This window comes from Sulfuricella sp. T08 (genome assembly GCF_000971475.1).
Taxonomy (GTDB): Bacteria; Pseudomonadota; Gammaproteobacteria; order Burkholderiales; family Sulfuricellaceae; genus Sulfuricella.
Map to the genome: position 1 here is coordinate 144,067 of NZ_DF967539.1, position 20,888 is coordinate 164,954.

Sequence of the window (20,888 nt, forward strand, 5' to 3'; positions counted from 1 at the left end):
AATGAGTGGCGCCGAAAAGACGTGTTACCACTGCGCCCTGCCAGTTCCGGCTAGCGCGCATTACCCCGTAATCATTGAAGGCGAATCGCACGAGATGTGTTGCCGCGGCTGCCAGGCAGTGGCGCAGACCATCGTCGACAACGGGCTGACCGATTATTACCGGCATCGCACCGCATTGCCCGGTGTTGGCCATGAAGTGGTGCCGGAGGAAGTGCAGAAGCTGGCGCTTTACGACCACCCTGGCATACAGAAAAGCTTTGTCAGGCAAGAAGGCGAGCAAGTCAAGGAAGCCTCCCTGATCCTCGAAGGCATTACCTGCGCCGCCTGCATCTGGCTCAACGAGCGTCACCTCAAGCAGTTGCCGGGCGTGCTGCAGGTTCAGGTCAACTACGCTACCCACCGAGCCCGCATCACCTGGAACGACCAGGTTATTCATCTCAGCAAGATCCTCGAAGAAATCCAGTTGCTCGGCTACAACGCTCATCCCTACAGCGCCGAGCGCCAGGAAAGCCTGCGCCGGAAGAGGCGGGCAAAAGATCTGCGCCGAATCGCCATTGCCGGCTTATCCTCTGGCCAGGTGATGATGCTGGCAGTGGCGCTGTACGCCGGCGCTGCATTCGGCATGGAGGACAGCACGGCTGCGCTGTTGCGCTATTTCAGCCTGATTTTGACGCTGCCGGTGGTGTTTTATGCCGCTTTGCCGTTTTACCAGAGCGCCTGGAATGCTGTGATCGGGAAGCGTCTGAACATGGATGTGCCGGTGACACTGGCCGTGATCGGCGCTTTTGTCGGCAGCGCCTGGTCTACGCTACAGGGCCACGGTGTGGTGTATTACGACGCCATTACAATGTTCAGCCTGTTCCTGCTTTCCAGCCGTTTTCTTGAACACGGGGCCCAGGAAAAGTCGGTCGAAGCGGCGGAAAACTTGCTCAAGCTCGCGCCTGCAATGGCTACCAAGGTATTAGATGGTGGTCAGCACCAGCCTGTGCCTGTGCTGGATCTGAACGAGGGCGACACCATACTGACCAAGCCGGGCGAGTCCATAGCCGCCGATGCCGAGGTGATCGAAGGCGAAAGTACGGTGGACGAGGCGCTGTTGACCGGCGAGAGCCGTCCGGTGCCGAAACGCGCCGGGGCGCTGGTGATCGCCGGCAGCATTAATCTGGAAGGGCCACTGCTGCTGCGCGTGACGGGGGTGGGTGAAAACACCGTGCTGGCGGGTATCGTCCGTCTGCTCGACCGGGCGGTGGCGGAGAAGCCGCGCCTGGCGCAGCTTGCCGATAGAGTGGCAGGGCATTTCACGGTTGGTCTGCTGATTCTGACGGCAATAGTCGGCGCCACTTGGTGGTGGCTAGAACCGGGGCAGGCATTCGGAATCATGTTGGCGGTGCTGGTGGTGACTTGCCCATGCGCATTGTCGCTCGCCGCGCCCACGGCTTTTGCCGCTGCCGGATCGCACTTGCTGCGGCACGGTATATTGTTGACGCGCGGGCACGCCCTGGAAACTCTGGCCAAGGTCAACCATGTGGTCTTCGACAAGACCGGTACCCTTACCTACGGCAAGCCGGTGCTGCAACGCACCGTCACATTTTCTGACGTGGGCGAAGATCGCTGCCTGTTGCTCGCGGCCAGCCTGGAACAGGCTTCGGAGCATCCGCTGGCACAAAGTTTTCTAAGCCGGGTCGCCGGCACGGATTTGATTGCAGTTCAGGAAGCGCAGAACCTGCCGGGCAATGGAGTCAGCGGCTGCATTGCCGGTGCGCGTTATACCCTGGGCAATGCCGCTTTGGCTGGGTTCGAGCCGGTCGCTCTGCCAAGTGATCTGCCGCAAGGCGCAACCCTGGTGTGGTTGTGTGACGAGCGGCGCGCCATGGCGGTTTTCGTGCTTTCAGATGGCCTCAGGCCACAGGCCCGCGAGTTGGTCGAACAGCTCCAGGCAGCAGGGGTGCAGGTCACTATCCTGAGCGGCGATGCCGCCGACGCGGTAGCCCACGTTGCCGCCGAGGCCGGCATCGAATCCTGGCAGGCCGCATTGCGGCCGGAAGACAAACTCAAGGCGCTGCGCGAACTTCAGCAGCGAGGCCATGTCGTAGCCATGGTGGGTGACGGCGTCAATGATGCGCCGGTTCTGGCCGGGGCCGACGTGTCCATCGCCATGGGCGGCGGCACCCAAGTTGCGCGGGCCAGCAGCGACATCGTATTATTGACGGAAAATCTGCTGGATATTCAGCGCGCCCTGCAGACTGGGCATGCGAGCATTGCCGTGATGCGACAGAATTTCGCTTGGGCAGTCGTTTACAATTTGCTTGCGTTGCCCTTTGCTGCTGTCGGCATGATACCGCCGTGGCTGGCCTCCATCGGCATGTCGACGAGCTCGCTGGTGGTGGTGTTGAATGCGTTGCGTCTGCGCTGATTGAGGATATTTAAAGTATGACACCGATACTGATCTATTTGCTGGGCATGACCGTGGTGATGATTATCGTCGCCGGGATCGGTATTTTCTGGGCGATCAAGAATGGCCAGTTCGAGGACATGGAAGGCCCTGCCCAGCGCATCCTGATGGATGATGATGATCCCCGTATTCCGCGCTATGCCGATTCGCGACCGAAGAAGCGATAAGTTGACGTAGCGGGTTGAATGCGAAGGGGCTTTGAACTAGAATTGCCCCATTCAAGAAATGGATTCTTATCAGATTTTTAATTAAGGAGATGACAATGGCTAAATTTGTGATGCCTATCGTGGTGACTTTGATGGTTTGGAGCTGGATCAGCTTTTTTTCCGTGATTCTGGCCTGATCAGACGCCGGAATACGAGACAAAAAAACGGGGCGCATTTCGCGCCCCGTTTTTTTATTTTACTGCGTTGAACTCAGGCGGTCTCGGCCACAATGGCCGTCTTCATTTTCTGCAAGGCTTTTTGCTCAATCTGGCGTATGCGTTCCGCGGACACGCCATACTCTGCAGCGAGCTCATGCAGCGTGGAACTCGCATTCTCGGTGAGCCAGCGCGCCTCGATGATGCGGCGGCTGCGGTCGTCGAGGCCCTGCAACGCGCTTGACAGACCGCGCTCGCGTAACTGGCTGGTTTGTTCCTGCTCCAGCAGGGCTGCGGGTTCATTGGTTGCATCGGCCGCGAGATAAGCAATCGGGCCGGTGCCTTCATCCTCGTCTCCGCCGTGGGTTTCCATGGAGATATCCTGACCGCCCATGCGGCTTTCCATTTCCACCACTTCTTCCGGCTTTACGCCCAGATCCTTGGCAATGCTGTTAACCTCATCCGGGCCGAGGTAGCCGAGGCCCTTTTTCATGCTGCGCAGATTGAAGAACAGTTTGCGCTGCGCCTTGGTGGTGGCGACCTTGACCAGGCGCCAGTTGCGCAGGATGTATTCGTGCATCTCGGCGCGGATCCAGTGGATGGCAAAGGAAACCAGACGCACGCCGCGCTCACCGTCGAAGCGGCGCACGGCCTTCATCAAGCCGATATTACCTTCCTGAATCAGGTCTGCCTGGGGCAGGCCGTAACCCATGTAGCCGCGTGCGATATTCACAACCACGCGCAGGTGCGAAACCACCAGCATCCGTGCTGCTTCCACATCGTTGTCGCGCTTCAGGCGTAACGCCAGTTCGTGTTCTTCCTCGGCGCTCAGTACCGGCATTGCCTTGACCGACTGGATATAGCTTTCCAGACTGCCAACCGCAGAAGGGATGGAAATGGCTAATAAAGCATTCGTCATATGATTATTCCTCCAAGTTTTTTAATTCTAGCACTCGGGGAATGAGAGTGCCAAATAGTCGAAAAAGTTCGTTGGAAAAGTTCAGCGCATTCCCTCGTGCGACAGAAATGTCCGAGTAATATTGTCAACTATACTAACTTACGACTATATTAGTCAATAATTATATTTCTGAAATTTATTCGAAGCTGCTGCCCTTCGCATGAGTCGTCTGAGGTTCGACTCCCGGACTTTATTGGCAAGGAACTTAAGCTCTGGGCTCGATCCGGCGCAAATGCCTGCCTACCGCCAGAAACGCGCCGAGCCAGCCGAGCAGGGAGGAGAACAGCAGCAGGCTGAGAATATCGTTGGTGCCCAGTGGAAGCAGTCGAAATTGCGCGGCGTAGAGTTTTGCCAAGTCGACTATGCCGAAGTTGAGCAGTTGCAGGCCAAGGCTGACAATGAGCCAGGCGGCGAGGCCGCCGCCCAAGCCCTGAAGTACCCCATGGTAAAGGAAGGGGCGGCGGATGAAGGCATCGGTCGCACCGATCAGCGTGCTGATCTCGATTTCTTCGCGCTGTGACAGGATTTGCAGACGGATAGTATTGCTGGTGATCACCATCAGGGCAAAACCGAGCAGGACGGCAAGAATCAGGGTTATGTCGCGGCCGAGACGCACCATGGCGTTAAGGCGCTCTGCCCAAGCGGTGTCCAGCAGTACCTTGTCCACTTTGGGCAACTTCATCAGATCTTTGCGCAGATTTTCGAGCCCACCAGGATTGATGCTTTTGGGTTCTATCACGAAGGCGTCCGGCAGCGGGTTCCGTTCCAGTCCCGCGGTGACGTCTACAAGTCCAGTGCTTTGCAGCAGCTCCTGCAACGCCTGGTCGCGCTGGATGAAGCGGAATTGTTTGATGGTATTGAACTCTTTCAGCCGTGACTCGACCTGTCTGGCGTTGTCGGCATTTGCGCCGGGGGACAGGAACACGGTGATCTGGGGTTCAAGTCTGACGTTGCCAGCAACAAGCTTGACGTTTTCGATCAGCGTATAAAGGCCCAGCGGCAGGCTGAGCGTGACGCCAAAGACGATGATGGCGAGCAGACTGGAGAAAGGCGCATGGGCGAAGCGACCGAGGATCAGCCCCAAGGCGACGCGGTGTTGGCTGAGCCAGTTCATATTAATAGCTCTCCCTGCTTCAGATGTAACACCCGGCTGCTGTAGCGTGCGATCAGCGACTCGTCATGGGTGGCGATCAAGAGAGTGACGCCGACCTGATTGAAGGATTTGAACATTTCCATGATTTCGCCGGCATAATCGGCGTCGAGATTGCCGGTAGGTTCGTCGGCCAGCACGATGGCCGGGCGGTTAACGATCGCCCGAGCCACGCACAGGCGTTGTTGCTCGCCGCCGGAAAGGGAAATCGGGTTCGCCTTTTCCAGTCCCAGCAAATTTACCTTGTCGAGTGCGGCGCGAGCCCGCTTCATGCTTTCGGCCCGCTGCAAACCGGCAATATCCAGCGGCAGGATAACGTTTTCCAGCACATTGCGGTCATAGAGCAGTTTGTGATCCTGGAAGATCAGGCCGAAGTTGCGGCGCAGGAAAGGAACGGCGCTGCGGCGCAGCTTGCCGATGTTCTGGCCGCTTACCACCACGCTGCCGGATGAGGGTTTCTCTATTGCTGCCACCAGTTTTAGCAAGGTGCTCTTGCCGGCGCCGGTTGGCCCGGTGATGAAGGCCATCTCGCCGGCTTCGATGGTGAAGCTGAGGTTTTTCAGTGCCTCATGGCCGCCTGGGTAGCGTTTGTAAACCTGGCTGAATGAGATCATTCAAACAGTGCCTCAACAAATTCCTTAGCGACAAAGGGCCGCAGATCATCGAGCTGCTCGCCGACGCCGATGAACCTCACCGGGATCGGGCGGGTCTTGGCGATAGCGGCGATGACGCCGCCCCTGGCTGTGCCATCGAGTTTGGTCAGGACCAGTCCGGTCACCTGCAAGGCATCATCAAAAGATTTGACCTGGGCGATGGCGTTCTGGCCGGTGTTGGCATCGAGCACCAGGATGGTTTCGTGGGGTGCGCCCGGTTCGGCCTTGGCGATGACGCGCTTGATCTTTCTCAGTTCTTCCATCAGGTGCAACTGGGTAGGCAGCCGTCCGGCAGTGTCGGCCAGTACGATGTCGATTCCGCGCGCTCGCGCTGCCTGGATCGCGTCGAAGATCACGGCGGCGGAGTCATGACCTTCCTGGGTGATGACCGTGACATTGTTGCGCTCTCCCCATACCTGCAATTGTTCGCGCGCTGCAGCGCGGAAGGTGTCGCCGGCGGCGAGCAACACCGATTTTCCCTGGGCCTGAAAATATTTGGCCAGCTTGCCGATAGTGGTAGTTTTGCCGGCGCCGTTGACGCCTGTCATCATGATCACATAGGGTTTGTGGCCGGACAGGGCTAGAGGTGATTCCAGCGGGGTGAGCAAGGTCTGCAGGCCATCGCGCAAAGCCTGCTTAAGCTGCGCCGCATCATCCAGCTTGTCGCGCTTGACGCGGCTTCTCAGGTCATCCAGCAGGTATTGGGTGGCGGCGACACCGACATCGGCGGAAAGCAGGACGGTTTCGAGCTCCTCGTAAAACGCCTCGTCGATCTTGCCGCCGCTGAACAGCCCGGAAACCGGCGTATTCAGGATGGCTCGGGTTTTGGCTAACCCTTGTTTCAGTCTGGCCGCCCAGCCCAGGGGTTGTTCCTGGCTTTCGTCGGCTTTCTTGTCGGATTTGAAGAAATTTAGCATGGGGGGTGGTGGTCTCAAGGTAGGCTATAATTCACAACTTCGTCATTTTAGGCGATTGGGAGGTTTTGTGCAGCGTAAAAAAACATTAATCCGGTGTATGTGGTTGCTGGCAGCGATGCTACCGTTCCAGGCCATGGCGACAGTCCATGAATACAAGCTGGCCAACGGCATGAAGGTAATCGTCAAGGAAGACCATCGCGCCCCGGTGGTGGTGTCTCAGGTATGGTATCGCGCCGGCAGCATGGATGAGTTTAACGGCACAACCGGCGTGGCTCACGTCCTGGAACACATGATGTTCAAGGGAACCAAGGCGGTCCCCGCCGGTGAATTCTCGAAGATTGTCGCTGCGGCTGGCGGACGGGAAAACGCTTTCACCAGCCGTGATCACACGGCCTATTTTGAGCAGCTACAGAAATCGAAGCTGGAGCTTTCATTGAAGCTGGAAGCCGACCGGATGCATAACCTGGTGCTTTTGCCGCAGGAGTTTGCGAAAGAGATCAAGGTGGTGATGGAGGAGCGGCGAATGCGCACAGAAGACAAACCGCAGGCGCTAGTCTATGAAACACTGATGGCGGCAGCCTACGAGGCCCATCCCTACCATCACCCGATCATCGGCTGGATGAATGATCTGGAAAACATGACAGCAGACGATGCCAGGGATTGGTATCGTCGCTGGTATGCGCCGAACAACGCCACGTTGGTGGTAGTGGGCGACGTCAAACCTCAGGAGGTGCTGAAACTGGCCAAGCGCTATTTCGGCAAAATTCGGCCGGTTGCACTGCCCCAGCGCAAACCCCAGGCCGAACCAGATCAGCGCGGCATCAAGCGTGTGGCCGTTAAAGCTCCCGCCAAGCTGCCCTATCTTGCCATGAGCTACCACACGCCCTCTCTGCGTGATCCGGGCAACGACCAGGAACCTTACGCGCTGGAGGTGCTGGCAGGCGTGCTGGACGGCCATGCCTCGGCGCGACTCAATCAGGCGCTGGTGCGGGAGCAGCAGATTGCGGTGTCGGCCGGGGCCGGGTATGACCTGATTTCGCGCGGGCCTTCGACGTTCACCCTGGACGGAGCCCCCGCCGAGGGCAAGAGTGTCGCCGAACTGGAAACGGCAATCCGCGAGCAGATTGAGAAAATCAAGCGGGATGGCGTGACCGAGGAGGAGTTGCAGCGTGTCAAGGCACAAGTGATCGCGGCTCAGGTCTATCAGCGCGATTCGATGTTCTACCAGGCGATGCTGATCGGCGAGGTGGAAACAGCCGGACTGCCTCTGAACACCCTGGAAACGCGCCTTGAGAAACTCAAGGTGGTAACTGCCAGGCAGGTGCAGGAAGTGGCGCAGAAATATCTGGTCGACGACCGCCTTACGGTGGCTGTGCTGGACCCGCAACCTATGGATGGCGTGAAGCCGGTGAAACCTGTTCCGGGAGGACGTCATGCGAATTAAATTCTTGGATTTTGTTTTTGCTGGTCTGCTGTTTGTCGCCACCGCCGCCCAGGCAGCACTGCCGATCCAGCATTGGCAGATGGACAACGGCGTGCGCGTATATTTTGTTGAGAATCACGATCTGCCGTTGCTGGATATCAGTGTCGAGTTTCCTGCTGGTGATAGCCGGGATGACAAATTCAGGCCGGGTCTGGCGAGCATGACGCATCATCTGCTTACCTTGGGTGCGGGCGGGATGACCGAGGAAGAAATTTCCCGTCGAATGGCCGATATCGGTGCCAATCTGGGTGGCAGCTTCGATCAGGACCGGGCCGGACTGCGCCTGCGCACTTTGAGCGGCGAGCGGGAGCGCGGCCAGGCTTTGGAGATTATGGCCAAGTCGCTGCAATCCCCGGATTTCCCTGAGGCGGTGCTGGCGCGGGAGAAAACCCGATCCATCGCTGAACTCAAGGAAGCCAAGACCCAACCGGACTTCATCGCTGGGCGGTTGTTCAATTCAATGATCTATGGAACCCACCCTTACGCGCTATCCTCCATGGTTGAGCCGGAATCGATCGCCGCACTGCGGCGCGAGGATCTGGTCGGCTTTTACCGCGCGCATTATCGCGCTGATGAGGCAGTTGTTGCCGTGATCGGCGATGTTACTCCGGCCCAGGCCAGAGAGATTGCCGCTCAGCTAACAGCGGCCTTGCCGCGGGCTGAAGGCGAGCCACAGCCCTTGCCAGTGGTGGCCATGTCCATGGGGGAAACACGTAAAATAGCCCATCCCGCCACGCAGAGCCACATTCTCATCGGGCAGCCGGGCATGACGCGCACTGACCCGGATTATTTCCCGCTTTATGTCGGCAACTACATCCTGGGCGGGGGCGGCTTCGCCTCGCGCTTGATCGAGGAAGTCAGGCAAAAGCGCGGACTGGTATACAGCGTCTATAGCTATTTTCTGCCGTTGCAGCAAAGCGGGCCGTTCCAGATTGGCCTGCAGACCAAGCGCGAGCAAGCCGACGAGGCGCTGGTCGTGGTGCGCAAGACCTTGCAGGATTTCGTTTCCAGGGGGCCAACCGAGGACGAGTTGAAGAAGGCCAAGCAAAATATCGTGGGGGGCTTTCCGTTGCGATTGGACAGCAATAAAAAAATCCTCGATTACCTTACCGTGATCGGGTTTTATCGGTTACCGCTTTCCTATCTGGATGATTTTTCCGGTAAGGTTGAAAAAGTGACGGTTGCCCAGATCAGGGATGCCTTTATCCGCCGCATCCACCCGGGCAAAATGGTGACCGTGGTAGTCGGTGCGGACGAGGCGAAATAGTCCTTGGCACAGCAGAGCAAGGTCAGAATCATCGCCGGCGAATGGCGTGGCCGCCTGGTCAATTTCCCGCAAGCAGAGGGTTTGCGCCCGACCCCGGACCGGGTGCGGGAAACTTTGTTCAACTGGCTGGGGCAGACACTGGATGGCAAGACCTGTCTGGATCTGTTCGCCGGTAGCGGGGCGCTAGGGTTTGAGGCGCTTTCACGCGGGGCGCGGCGTGTGGTGATGGTTGAGCAAAACCCCCAAGTGCTGAAAGCGTTGCAGGAAAATGCACGTAAACTTGGTACGGATCGACTGGATCTGGTGGCGGGGGATGGGCTAAAAACCCTCTCCCGTGAAGGGAAAGCGTTCGATGTGATTTTTCTCGACCCACCTTTCCACCAAGGAATTTTACCGTTATTATTGCCCCTTCTTCCTGACCGGCTCGCGACCGATGGTTTTGTTTACGCTGAAACCGAACAGGCGCTTGATCCGGGTGAAGGATGGGAAGTCTGGCGCAGCGGTCGGGCGGGCAATGTATTTTACTGTTTGCTGAAGCGAAAAACTGAAGGGCCCCATGGCGCTTAGAGCGGTTTACCCCGGCACATTCGACCCGATTACCCTTGGCCATGAAGACCTGGTGCGGCGCGCTATTCGACTGTTTGACGAGGTGATTGTCGCGGTGGCCGACAGCCAGAGCAAGAAGCCCTATTTTACCGTGGAAGAACGTGTGGACATGGCGAGGGAAGTGCTGGCCGATGTGCCAAAAGTAACAGTGGTGGGGTTTTCCGGGCTGTTGATGAATTTTTTGCGCGAGCAGGATGTACGCGTCGTGTTGCGGGGCTTGCGCGCGGTTTCGGATTTTGAATACGAATTTCAGCTGGCGGGAATGAACCGGAGTCTGTATCCCGAGGTCGAAACGGTATTCCTGACACCATCGGATCAATATATGTTTATTTCGGCCGGCATGGTCAGGGAGATTGCGCTGCTGGGTGGGGATGTCAGCCAGTTTGTGCAACCCTCGGTCAAGGCGAGGCTGCAACACAAGATTTTTTCTTAATATTTCGGAAGGAAACTGATTATGGCTCTGATGATTACCGACGAATGCATCAATTGCGATGTGTGCGAACCCGAATGTCCCAACGGTGCAATTACACAGGGCGATGAAATCTACGTGATCGACCCCAATCTGTGCACCGAGTGCGTGGGGCATTACGACGAGCCTCAGTGCGTCAGCGTCTGTCCGGTTGATTGCTGCATCCTCGATCCCAGCCATGTGGAAAGCAAGGAAGAACTGCAGGCCAAGTACGAGGCGCTACAAGCCCAGGGTTAAACCAACCCGGGTCTGGATAAAAAACGGCGGCATGGAACTCCATGCCGCCGTTTTTTTATGGACGGAAAGCTCAGGCGCTTGCCGCAACAGGTTGTGTTTCTTGCTCGTAGGCCAGCGAGTTGGCAATCTGCTGCTGCAACAGGGACAAATCCTGCAGTTGCTTGAGGATGCCGCCTTCCATGTGTTGCAGTTCGGTGATCCGGTCTTCCAGCGTGTCGGTTGCCTTGTGGATGCGTTTGATGCTTTCCAGGCGGCGGCGCAAATGGAGTTGATGTTCGCGTACCTGGGTTTCCATCGGTGCCATGATTGCCTTCAGCCAGTTTTCCACATCCTGGTTTGCGACCTCGTATACATGCACCACCCGGTTTGCCAGAGTTTCAAAAAATTTCGTGGTGATGGAAAATTTTTCGTGGGTCAGCATGTTGAGCACGGTGTTGAAGTGCTCGTTGTAGGCTTTTTCCAGCCGGGCGATTTCCTTGTGGTATTTCAGGGTCGAGAATTGGGCGGGAGCCGTCTGACTTAACCCGTGCTCCTCGTTGAATTTCCTGTACATCGCGCCCATCATGCCCTTGATTTCCTCGATCTGCTTGGCGGATTGGGCGATGTTCTCGTTGGCATCCCTGAAAAACTGGCTCATGGCATCGCGCATGCCCTTGGTGAATTTGGCCTCGACCATGGCGACGCGGGTGTTCTTGACCTCGGTCCTGAGCGCATCCATGCCGAGGTGGGCGAACAGGATATTGGTCTGCTGGGAGAATACGCTACGCAGTGCCTGGAAGCGTTGCAGGCCTTTTTCGAAATCTTCTTTGTCCTTCTTTACTTTGGACATCATGTGCTCGATCACGTCCTCATTCTTGCCGCGCAGTCCGAGCAGTTCATCCAGTTGCTCGCGCACGCCGGCAAGACGCGCATCCAGAATCGAGCGTATGCTTTCCTCCATGTACTCAATTTCGCCTTTGGTATTGTCCCGGACGATTTCCTGCTTGGAGGGAATGAGCTCGTCGCTGAGCGATTTTTCCAGCGCCAGCAAGCGGCTTTTTTCGAGTAGCGGTTCGTCCTGATTGATCTTGGCGAGCAGCCCCTTCTGTGCGGAAACCGGGAAGACATAGTCGGGCTTGATGCCAAGCAGACTGGCGCTGGTGGTGACTTGCTTGTCGATTTCGTTTTCGATGGCCTCGCTGCTTTTCAGCTCGTCCCACAGGCCATCGATTTTGTTCAGTACCACCAGGCGGCCCTTCTGATGCCCTTGCTGGTTGCCGATGTGATTGCGCCAGACTTCAATGTCTGACTTGGTGACGCCGGTGTCGGCGGCAAGGATGAACAGCACCGCATGAGCGTTGGGCAGCAGGTTCAGGGTCAGCTCCGGCTCGGTGCCGATGGCGTTGAGACCCGGCGTGTCGAGGATGACCAGGCCCTGCTTCAGCAGCGGATGAGGGAAGTTGATGATGGCATGGCGCCAGCAGGGGATGTCCACCGTGCCGTCTTCATGCACGGTAACGATGTTGTTTTCGTCTTTTTCGTTATACAGGCCATAGCGTGCGGCTTCATCCAGGCTGACCCGCTTGGTCTGACTCACCTGCAGGAAGGCATTGACCATGGCATCGCTCGATTCGATGTCGAGCGGCAGAATTTTCCATTCGTCGAGGTAGCGCTTGTACTCCGTGGTGGTGGTGTCGGCGCCACGGGTTTCGATGGGCAGCAACTGGATGCAGGGTTCGCGACCTTCCTCGTACATCAGTTCGGTCGGGCACATGGTGGTGCGCCCAGCGCTCGAAGGCAGCAATCGCTGGCCGTAATCGGCAAAGAAAATGGCGTTGATCAGCTCGGATTTGCCGCGCGAGAATTCGGCGACGAAGGCCACGTTGAGCTTGTCGTCATGGAGCCGGTCGAGCAAGTGCTGGATGCGCAGATCCGTTTGCGCGTCGTTCAGTTCCTGCTCGTTGAGCCAGTTGCGAAAGTCGCCGACGTTGTCAGTCAGGCGGCTGCGCCAGGCGCTGTAGGCTTCGAAATGTGCGACCAGATCATCGTGTGCCATGATTCCCCCGGGGGATGGTTTATTCAAATGGATTAAACTTTATCACAAAATACACCACATCAACGTGACTTATCAATATTTTAACGCACGTATTGAACGTCACTTCTGGCAGCCGGGGCATCCAAAAATTGAGTGGCGGGGGTGACGGGTATCCTCCCACGCTTACTTTACGTGCCTTCGGCTGACGTTTAAGCGGCGTCAAGGCGAATATTTGTGTGGGGTTGTGGGTGGTTGTTGGGGAAAGCCTTGTTGCAATGCAAGACTCCGGAGTTTTTTAAAAGCTTAATTGAAACGGACCTCTTTAGTTGCTGCTTTCCCAGTTGCGGAACGCGTTCCTGAGGGCAATCAAAGTCATCAAGCTTCTGCAAACATCTGCTCGATTCACGCGCCGTAGTTGAGCAACCCAGTCTTCAATTCCAGAAGGTCCAGCGGATCGAAGCTGCGAAGCCTTCCGTCCTTGAACAGCCCCTCCAGCTTAATAGCGCAGGTCTCCGGCGAGCTGCGGATTACCGATCCTTTGATAGTGTAGAGCCGTTTCGCTTCACCGAGATCGATGTCAAGAATCACTTCGCTACCCCGTGGCATCACAGGCATCGTTGTATCGCGGTCACGCACACGGATACGCATAGCGTCCTCGGATAAATCATAAATTGTGCAGGGCCCGGATAACTTCCCTTCCGGCAAAGACACCGCCACCGGAGCACAGATTTTCGCGCGAGCCTTCTTTCGTTGATCGGTAACAGCCAGAGTATCCAGTTCCGGCGTCAGCAAGACCATCTTCGCATGCGCGTAAGGGCCATCGGGCAGCGCGATCTGCTTCGCCACCACGGTATCTACAGTCGACACGCCCTTGGCCCCCGCATTGGAGATCAGGGAAATGGAATTGCCCTTGTTAAATTGCCGCTTTCGGCCAATAAGCGCACGCCGATGATAATCGAGCTTCATCTCAAGGTCGGACGTGTCCGGAACGAGCAGCTGAAACAGCTTGAGATCGGAAACAGGTATTCGCTCTTCGTTTTTCCCTGCACAGAACGCCGTCGGATAGCCTTGAGAGTCGCGATCGATCGCTTCCCCGGAATAGACAAATTCTCCGTTCGCGCAGTAGGCGATGACAAATGTGTCGAAAACAATTTCCTTCTGGAACTCGGGGTAATAGCGCAGTTTTTTCCCAATCGGGAAAAACTCGATTAGTTTCTTGACCTGATCGAGGTCGATCCTCGTCTGGGTGGCGTTTCCCGATGATGGCTCCTTAGCCCTCTCAGAGCCAAGGGATTTGCCAAGGAATGTTTTTATCACTTCTCTTCTCCTCGCATACTGCCACCCGCCAAAAATCATAGAGCAACGTTTTTCAGGGAGCTCCTGCACAGGCCAAGGCAGCAGATTTCAGCCCGAAAAGGCAGTTGTGCTGCCATAGGGCAACTGGCTATTTTTCTACTAAAAGCTGAATCGTCCCGACTCAACTGGACATTTCAAAACCGGTTGAAATGCGGTAATTACGAACTCTACCGGAAAAAGGGGTACTAGCCTATTCAACCTGATCCGTGCCTCTATTTTTTGCTGTGTCAGAGCGCATGTCGCATTATGCTTGGTCATCAAGGCATTCGGGTAGACTACTGGAAACCTCAAGTCTAGATTAATAGCATATTCTTGTTAAATTAATCAGCGCGATTCGCCGATATTTTATGGCGTGTCCAGGCGTCATTTCTGGCACCCGGGGCAGTAGAAGGTGGAACGTTGCCCCTGACGTAACTGGCGTACTGTCGTACCGCAACGCAGGCAGGGCTGGCCGGTGCGGCCATAGACTCCATATTGCTGCTGAAAATAGCCGGGGTTGCCGGCGCTGTTGACGAAATCGCGCAGGGTGCTGCCGCCCGCGGCAATTGCCAGATTCAGGATGTCCTTCACTAAAGCCGCCAGATTGGCGCAGCGCGCTTTGCCCAGCCTCCCGGCCGCGGTTTTCGGGCTGATGCCGGCGGAAAACAGCGCTTCGTTTGCGTAGATGTTGCCGACACCGACAATGATGTGACCGTCCATCAGGAATTGCTTGATCGGGGTCCGGCGACCGCGCGACACCCGGTAGAGGAAATCGCCGTCGAAAGCTGCTGTCAGAGGCTCGACGCCGAGGCGGGCCAGTAGCGGATGGTTTTCCGGCGGCGCCGTCGTCCACAGCACTGCCCCGAAACGGCGAGGGTCGCGCAGCCGCATGCACTGGCCGCTTTCCACTACCAGATCGAAGTGGTCATGTTTTTCAGGCGGCGTAGCGGCGGGTAGGATGCGCAGGCTGCCCGACATGCCGAGGTGCAGGATCAGCCAGCCCTCTCCGCAATCCAGCAGCAGGTATTTGCCGCGTCGTTCGATGCTGCGCAGGGTTAAGCCGGGCAGGACTTGTTTCAGCGTTTCCGGTACTGGATGGCGCAAGCCGGTGTGGCGGACGATGGCAGCCTGGATGCGCTGGCCGACCAAGTGGGGTTCCAGGCCGCGGCGTGTAGTTTCTACTTCGGGTAGTTCGGGCATGGTTTGATTATTTGCCAGGGCTGAGCAAGCGTTTCCCAATTCCCGCAGGGAAATGGTATTGCAGTTTCTCGTCTTCGCGCAGTATTACCAGCTCTGGTTCGCGCCGCAGGATTTTGCAGGGAATGAGCTTGCCATCGCCGAGGCGCAGGGTGAAGGATTCCTGCGGGGGCGTGCCGTCGTAGGGCTGGGTAACCAGGCTGGAAGCGTTGCGCCATTCGTCCACCCAGCGGTTGATGTCATCCTGGCTCAAGTCTTGGCGGGCAGGGGAGGTCGACCATTTGCCATCGCTGTCCTGGCTGAGTTTCAGATCCGCAAACTCGAAGCCGGCCAGTTTTTCTTCCTCAGCCAAAAAGGCGCGGGCGGCGAAATCGGCAGGCATTTTCATCGCATGGGCAAGATAGCTGGGCGCGACCAGATGGACGCCGCCATTCGTGGCGACGTAGACCTCGCCGGTCAGCGTGTTCTGCGTGCCGAAGCTGAATTCCTGATCGTTGAGCGTGAGGCGTAACAGGGGGTTGTCGAGCTGGAAGCGGCCAAGGTCGGTGGCGGGGAAGCGTTGCGGGCTGGTGGCGGCGAGGATTTCCAGCAGGCGTCCGACCGCCGCCCCTTCCGCCCGTGCCTGGAATGGCGCGCTCAGGCGCCAGCCCGCCGGATTTTTTTGCAGCACGATGGCCGGTTGGCCGGGCTTTTCGATGGCGATACGGTTAATGCTGGCGCTGGCGCTGGCGAGGGTGGAGAGCTTGAATTCCGCTTGGGCCATGGGCTTGGGCTTGAGCCAGACCAGCAGGATCAGGACGGCGACCAGCGCGGTCAGCACTAGGTTCAGCAGGATGCGGGATTTCATGCCTTGCGCCGTCGCCACCAGGTGCCGATGCCGACGCCGATAAATGCCAGCGGCAGTATGATGAGAAAGCCGATGGCGATTACCGCTGCGGCGCTCTTGCTCAAGTTGAGGCTGGTGTCCTGGGCGGCCTTGGTCGGGATGGTGATGAGGCTGTCGTCCCCGGCCAGCCAGTTGAACAGGTTGAGGCCGAGGTCGAGGTTGCCGCCGTTGCCGAGATAGGTGTTGGAGAGAAAACCGCCGTTGCCGACCACGATGACCCGCTGGCTCCTGTCTTCCACGCTACGTTCAAGGGCGATGGCGATGGTTGCCGGCCCCGGCGTGTCGCGGTTCTTGTCGTAGGCGATGGTCCCGTCGAGCTTGCCGGTTTCCACCCATCCCTGCGGTGCGACCTCGATCAAGGAGGTGGCCAGCCAGCCTTTGCCTTCGCTGGAGCTGATAGTGCGGGCATAGGGGAAGGCGGTGACAAGATTGAAGCCGAGTGTCGCCGGATGGCGGCCGTAAACGGCGCCCAGGGCAATGGTCGGAGCAGCGTTGAGCTGCTGGGCGGCGGGGTCCACTATCGTGCCGGGCGTCAGCACCAGCCCAAGTGTTTCAGCCAGCGGCTGCAATCCGTGCAGCGGCTCCTGGTCGATCAGCCACAGCAGGTTGCCACCCCTTTCCAGGAATTTATTCAGCTTCTCCACTTCCCCCGGCATCAGATCCACTTGCGGGCTGGCGATCATCAGCAGGCTGGCGTTGTCGGGCACGTCCTGGGCCAGTGAGAGGTTGAGGCTTGCCGTCTTGAAGCCCTTGGCTTCCAGCTTCCTGCCGAAATCGCCGAGATCGTGGTTGGCCATGCCATCGAGCTTGCGTTCGCCGTGTCCGTCCAGGTAGAACGCTATGCGCTTGCCGGCGCGGGTCAGCCGGGTAAGAAGAGAGGTCAGCATCTGCTCGTTCAGGTTGGTGAGGTGCTCGCTGCGTCCCTGGTATTCAACCACCATTTCGCCATTGGCCTGGATGCCGGCCGCCCGAGTCAACTGGGGCTGTTCCGCCGGATCGACGAACTTGAGCGTGAGATCGGGCTTGGCAAGCCTGTAGAGGCTGATGAATTCGCGAATGATTTTGCGCACATCGCCTAGCCGGGGGTCCTGCTGGGTGGCGTAGGCGGTGATAGTGACCGGGCCGGACAGACTCTTGAGCGCGTCGATGCTGGCCTGGCTCAGCGAATTGCGGCTGTTGCGGGTGATGTCCCATTGTGCCGTGTATTCGCGGGAAAGGGTGACCAGCAGGCCGATGGCGATGAGGAACAGGACGAGAAAGATGGCGCTTTGCAGGCGCAACTGGAAGCGGGATCGATTGGGGATTTTCATTTAGCCATGTGTCCTGTCATTGTCGAGCCGGCGCACCGCCAGCACCAGGAACAAAGCGATGAACAGCACGAAATAGGCAGCGTCGGCGCTGGCGATGATGCCGCGGTTGAACGATTCGAAATGCTTCATCAGCGAAAGGGTGTTCAGCCAACTGTCGGCGTCATGCGCCGACATATTGATGATCCACAGGCCAAGAAGTGCGCCAAAAGTGCCAATCGCGGCGATGATCGGGTGTGCCGTGAGGCTGGAAATGAACAGGCCGAGCGCGGCGAAGCTGGCTGCCAGCAGCACCAGTCCGACGATGTTGCCGGCCAGCAGCCCCGGGTCGAGCGTTGCGCCGGCATACAGCGACAGTGACATCAACGCAACCAGACCGATCAACAGGGAGAGGAAAGCCATCAGGCCGAGGAATTTGCCGAGGATGATCTCGCTAACCGAAACCGGCGCGCTCAGCAATAGATTAAGCGTCTGGTTGCGCCGCTCCTCGGCGATCAGGCGCATGCTCAGGAGCGGCACCGCCATCAGCAAAATGATCGCGGCGTTGCCGAACAGGGGCGTTACAATCAGCTCGGTAACACCCGGCGGGTTGGCGAGGGCGGTCAGCTGCGGCTGGATCGCCAGAAAGGCATCGACCTGGTTCAGAAAAAAATAGGCGAGGATGATCTCCAGCACGGCCAGGATAATCCACGCCATCGGCCCGCTGAACAGGATTTTCAGTTCCTTGGCGGCAATGGTGAAAATCATGCTTTTTCCTCTGCTTGTTGGGTCAGCTGGATGAAGACTTCTTCCAGGTTGGCCTGGTCCGGATAAGTCTGCTTCAGTTCGGTCATGTCGCCGCCGAATACCAGTTTGCCCTGGTTCATGATCTGGATGCGGTCGCAGACGCTTTCCACCTCTGGCAGGATGTGGGTGGAAAGGATCACGCTGTGCTCTCCGCCCAGCTCGCGGATCAGGCTGCGGATCTCGCGGATCTGGATCGGATCGAGGCCGACAGTGGGCTCATCCATGATCACCACGCGCGGATTGTGCACGATCGCCTGGGCGATGCCCACCCGCTGCTGGTAGCCTTTGGACAGATTTCCGATCAGACGTTTTCCGACTTCGATCAGGCCGCAGCGCTGCCGGGCCTTGTCAACAGCATCGGCGATTTCATGCTTGGGAATGCGGTGCAGTCGCGCGGCAAGGCGGAGATATTCATCCACGGTCAGCTCCCGGTACAGAGGCGGAGTTTCCGGCAGGTAGCCGAGCAGTGCCTTGGCTTCGCGTGGGCGCTCCAGCAGGTTGATGCCGCAGATTTCGATGGCGCCGGTGCTGGGAGCCAGACAACCGGCCAGCATTTGCAGGGTGGTGGTCTTGCCGGCGCCGTTCGGTCCGAGCAGGCCCAGTACCTCGCCCTGGCGCAGTTCGAAGCCGATGTTCCGCACGGCGGAGCGGGAGCCGTAGCTGCGGGAAAGGTCTTTGATGGAAACGGTAATCTTCGTCATGCCCTGGTTGCTTTGAAAAAGCGCAAATATGTCCTAATATGGGGAACGCGTAAAGAGCGCATTTGCCAACTGCATCATCCTAGAAACCTCAGTTGACCGCTCGGCTGAATATTTAACACCGTGATTGCAATATATTTCTTCATGATTTACTGTTCCACCCGGTTGTTGAGCTCGCTACGGGATGGATTGCACGGTTTTTGCGGCGTATGGCGGCGTTGCAACTCCTTGGAATGGAACGACCATTCCGCGTCGTTGCGCCTTGCCCTGCACCCCCAAAACCGCACACTCCACCCCGTCCAACTAAGGTTTCTAGGATTATTATATCCCTGTGATGAAATTTAAATATCTCTTGCTGGCTCCCGCCGCGCTGGTTGCTGCCGGGTGCGCCCAACTGTCGCCGAAAGAAGCCGTTCAGCCCGTCGTTGAGCCGGAGCGTGCAGAACGAAGCCCGGTGCTGCCCAATGTCAACTTGACCAACCCACTTCTGTTCCAGTACCTGGTTTCTGAGGTCGCCGGACAGCGTGGCGATATGGGGCTGGCCACCGAGGGTATGCTGGATCTGGCCAAAACCACTCGCGATCCGCGCCTGGCAAAACGGGCCACCGAGATGGCCCTGCAGTCGCGGCGCGAAGCTCCGGCACTGGAGGCGGCCACGCTGTGGCAACAGATCGACCCGGACGAAGCCCAGGCGCGGCAGGCCGTGGCGGCAATACTGCTGAACAGCGGTCGCCTGCAGGAAGCCAAGCCCCATCTGGAGAAATTGCTGGCAGGAGAAGGCGACAAAGTTGGCGGGGCGCTGCTGCATTTGAATCAGATGCTGTCGCGGCAGAAGGATAAGCCGGCTACCTTGGCTCTGGTGCAGGAATTGGCCGCGCCCTATCTGAATCGCGCCGAAGCGCATTTCACAATTGCCTATGCGGCATGGAGTGCCGGCCAGGACGAACTGGCGCTGCGTGAAATTCGTGAAGCAAGCCAGCTTCGTTCCGGTTGGGAGGCGGCGGTGCTGTTCCAGGGGCAGTTGCTGCAGCGTACCTCCATCTCCGAGACGCTGGAGTTTTACCGGAGCCTGCTGGGCGAATATCCCAAAATGCAGGATGTGCGACTGGCTTATGCCCGTTTGCTGGTGAGCGACCGCCAATACGTCGAGGCGCGTGCCCAGTTTGAAAAGCTGCTCAACGATCTGCCCGGAAATCCCGAAGTGAGCTTGTCGGTCGGCCTGCTGGCGATGCAGCTCAAGGATTACGACGCTGCAGAAAAACACCTGAAACAGGCGCTGGCCGGCCAATATCGCGATGAAGCCATGGTGCGTATGTATCTCGGCCAGTTGTTCGATGAACGTGAACGTTATGACGAAGCCGCAGACTGGTATGGTTCGGTCGGTCGGGGGGAGCAGTATGTTCCCGCGCAAATCCGTCGTGCGGCCATGCTGGCCAAACAGGGCAAGCTTTCGGAGGCACGTCAGTACCTCAGGCAGATCCCGGTGCTGAACAATCAGCAACGGGTTCAGGTTGTCGTGGCGGAGGCGCATCTGTTGCGGGATGCCAAGGCTTATGACGAGGCCTTTGAATTATTGGGCAAGGCGCTGGAGAAGCTGCCGAATTATCCTGATCTGCTCTACGACCATGCGATGGCGGCGGAAAAACTGGGCAAGATCGACGTTCTCGAGCAGGACCTGCGCAAGCTGATCCAGATCAAGCCCGATTACGCCCATGCCTACAATGCGTTGGGATACACTCTGGCGGATCGCACCGAGCGGCTGGATGAGGCGCGGCAGCTGATCGAAAAGGCGCTTGAGCTGGCGCCGGATGACTTTTTTATCATGGACAGTCTGGGCTGGGTGCATTACCGCATGGGGCAACTCGACAAGGCGGAAGACACCCTGAGGCGCGCCTACACCGGCCAGCACGATGCGGAAATCGCGGCGCACCTTGGCGAAGTCCTATGGGCCAGGGGCAAGCGTGAAGAGGCAGAAAAAATCTGGCGCGATGCCCTGAAGGAAAATCCCGGGCACGAAACGCTTTTGAATGTCATTAACAAATTTATTCCTGCAAAGTAGTGCGGTGCGGTGAGGGGTGAGGCGGAAAGCCAAACCCCCACCGCACCGTTTTT

At 57.9% G+C, this 20,888-nt stretch carries 19 protein-coding genes; 8 read left to right on the top strand and 11 right to left on the bottom strand.

Features of this window, described 5'->3' with window-relative positions:
- Position 1: 1 nt before the first annotated feature.
- Both SCT_RS10035 and ccoS read left to right on the top strand, forming a co-directional pair.
- Positions 2-2,413 carry a heavy metal translocating P-type ATPase gene (locus SCT_RS10035; RefSeq protein ID WP_059422411.1) on the top strand — a complete coding sequence of 804 codons (2,412 nt, stop codon included), beginning with the start codon at positions 2-4 and terminating at the stop codon, positions 2,411-2,413.
- Positions 2,414-2,430: 17 nt separating this feature from the next.
- A complete protein-coding gene (ccoS, locus tag SCT_RS10040) occupies positions 2,431-2,619 on the top strand; it encodes a cbb3-type cytochrome oxidase assembly protein CcoS (RefSeq protein ID WP_059422412.1) in 189 nt (62 codons plus the stop codon).
- 249 nt (positions 2,620-2,868) lie between these two features.
- Here ccoS and rpoH read toward each other — a convergent pair whose 3' ends face one another.
- From rpoH to ftsY, 4 genes are all read right to left on the bottom strand, one after another.
- A complete protein-coding gene (gene rpoH / locus SCT_RS10045; protein WP_059422415.1) occupies positions 2,869-3,732 on the bottom strand; it encodes an RNA polymerase sigma factor RpoH in 864 nt (287 codons plus the stop codon).
- Positions 3,733-3,976: 244 nt separating this feature from the next.
- The gene (gene ftsX / locus SCT_RS10050; protein WP_059422420.1) at positions 3,977-4,885 is read right to left on the bottom strand and encodes a permease-like cell division protein FtsX; all 909 of its coding nucleotides are present in this window, start codon (positions 4,883-4,885) and stop codon (positions 3,977-3,979) included.
- The gene (ftsE, locus tag SCT_RS10055; protein ID WP_059422425.1) at positions 4,882-5,535 is read right to left on the bottom strand and encodes a cell division ATP-binding protein FtsE; all 654 of its coding nucleotides are present in this window, start codon (positions 5,533-5,535) and stop codon (positions 4,882-4,884) included. The genes ftsX and ftsE overlap by 4 nt, the downstream gene beginning before the upstream one ends.
- Positions 5,532-6,491 (bottom strand): signal recognition particle-docking protein FtsY, encoded by a 960-nt coding sequence (gene ftsY / locus SCT_RS10060; protein ID WP_059422431.1) that lies wholly within the window; start codon positions 6,489-6,491, stop codon positions 5,532-5,534. Before ftsY ends, ftsE begins: the two co-directional genes overlap by 4 nt.
- Before the next feature lie 115 nt (positions 6,492-6,606).
- Here ftsY and SCT_RS10065 point away from each other — a divergent pair, with 115 nt between their 5' ends.
- Genes SCT_RS10065 through SCT_RS10085 form a run of 5 tightly spaced genes read left to right on the top strand, consistent with a single transcriptional unit; the run spans position 6,607 to position 10,553 of the window.
- Positions 6,607-7,935 (top strand): pitrilysin family protein, encoded by a 1,329-nt coding sequence (locus tag SCT_RS10065; protein WP_237759657.1) that lies wholly within the window; start codon positions 6,607-6,609, stop codon positions 7,933-7,935.
- Complete coding sequence (locus SCT_RS10070) at positions 7,925-9,241, top strand: pitrilysin family protein (protein ID WP_059422437.1); 1,317 nt, start codon at positions 7,925-7,927, stop codon at positions 9,239-9,241. Before SCT_RS10065 ends, SCT_RS10070 begins: the two co-directional genes overlap by 11 nt.
- A 3-nt stretch (positions 9,242-9,244) precedes the next feature.
- A complete protein-coding gene (gene rsmD, locus SCT_RS10075) occupies positions 9,245-9,808 on the top strand; it encodes a 16S rRNA (guanine(966)-N(2))-methyltransferase RsmD (protein WP_059422439.1) in 564 nt (187 codons plus the stop codon).
- The gene (gene coaD, locus SCT_RS10080) at positions 9,798-10,280 is read left to right on the top strand and encodes a pantetheine-phosphate adenylyltransferase (protein WP_059422441.1); all 483 of its coding nucleotides are present in this window, start codon (positions 9,798-9,800) and stop codon (positions 10,278-10,280) included. The genes rsmD and coaD overlap by 11 nt, the downstream gene beginning before the upstream one ends.
- Before the next feature lie 21 nt (positions 10,281-10,301).
- Positions 10,302-10,553, top strand: a complete 252-nt coding sequence (locus tag SCT_RS10085; RefSeq protein ID WP_059422443.1) for a YfhL family 4Fe-4S dicluster ferredoxin — start codon at positions 10,302-10,304, stop codon at positions 10,551-10,553.
- 70 nt (positions 10,554-10,623) lie between these two features.
- Here the strand turns inward: SCT_RS10085 and SCT_RS10090 are convergent, their stop codons facing one another.
- From SCT_RS10090 to SCT_RS10120, 7 genes are all read right to left on the bottom strand, one after another.
- Positions 10,624-12,588, bottom strand: coding sequence for a dynamin family protein (locus SCT_RS10090; RefSeq protein WP_059422445.1), 1,965 nt, complete (start codon positions 12,586-12,588; stop codon positions 10,624-10,626).
- Between the two features lie 381 nt (positions 12,589-12,969).
- A complete protein-coding gene (locus SCT_RS10095) occupies positions 12,970-13,884 on the bottom strand; it encodes a PilZ domain-containing protein (RefSeq protein ID WP_059422447.1) in 915 nt (304 codons plus the stop codon).
- A 402-nt stretch (positions 13,885-14,286) separates the two neighbouring features.
- Positions 14,287-15,102 (bottom strand): bifunctional DNA-formamidopyrimidine glycosylase/DNA-(apurinic or apyrimidinic site) lyase, encoded by an 816-nt coding sequence (gene mutM / locus SCT_RS10100; protein ID WP_059422449.1) that lies wholly within the window; start codon positions 15,100-15,102, stop codon positions 14,287-14,289.
- Between the two features lie 7 nt (positions 15,103-15,109).
- Positions 15,110-15,946: a DUF4340 domain-containing protein gene (locus tag SCT_RS10105; RefSeq protein ID WP_059422452.1), complete on the bottom strand. Its 837-nt coding sequence runs from the start codon at positions 15,944-15,946 to the stop codon at positions 15,110-15,112.
- The gene (locus SCT_RS10110; protein WP_059422453.1) at positions 15,943-17,295 is read right to left on the bottom strand and encodes a GldG family protein; all 1,353 of its coding nucleotides are present in this window, start codon (positions 17,293-17,295) and stop codon (positions 15,943-15,945) included. The genes SCT_RS10105 and SCT_RS10110 overlap by 4 nt, the downstream gene beginning before the upstream one ends.
- Positions 17,296-18,039: an ABC transporter permease gene (locus SCT_RS10115; protein WP_059422455.1), complete on the bottom strand. Its 744-nt coding sequence runs from the start codon at positions 18,037-18,039 to the stop codon at positions 17,296-17,298.
- The gene (locus tag SCT_RS10120; RefSeq protein WP_059422459.1) at positions 18,036-18,779 is read right to left on the bottom strand and encodes an ABC transporter ATP-binding protein; all 744 of its coding nucleotides are present in this window, start codon (positions 18,777-18,779) and stop codon (positions 18,036-18,038) included. The genes SCT_RS10115 and SCT_RS10120 overlap by 4 nt, the downstream gene beginning before the upstream one ends.
- 331 nt (positions 18,780-19,110) lie before the next feature.
- Here SCT_RS10120 and SCT_RS10125 point away from each other — a divergent pair, with 331 nt between their 5' ends.
- Positions 19,111-20,835: a tetratricopeptide repeat protein gene (locus SCT_RS10125; RefSeq protein ID WP_059422465.1), complete on the top strand. Its 1,725-nt coding sequence runs from the start codon at positions 19,111-19,113 to the stop codon at positions 20,833-20,835.
- Positions 20,836-20,888 lie beyond the last annotated feature (53 nt).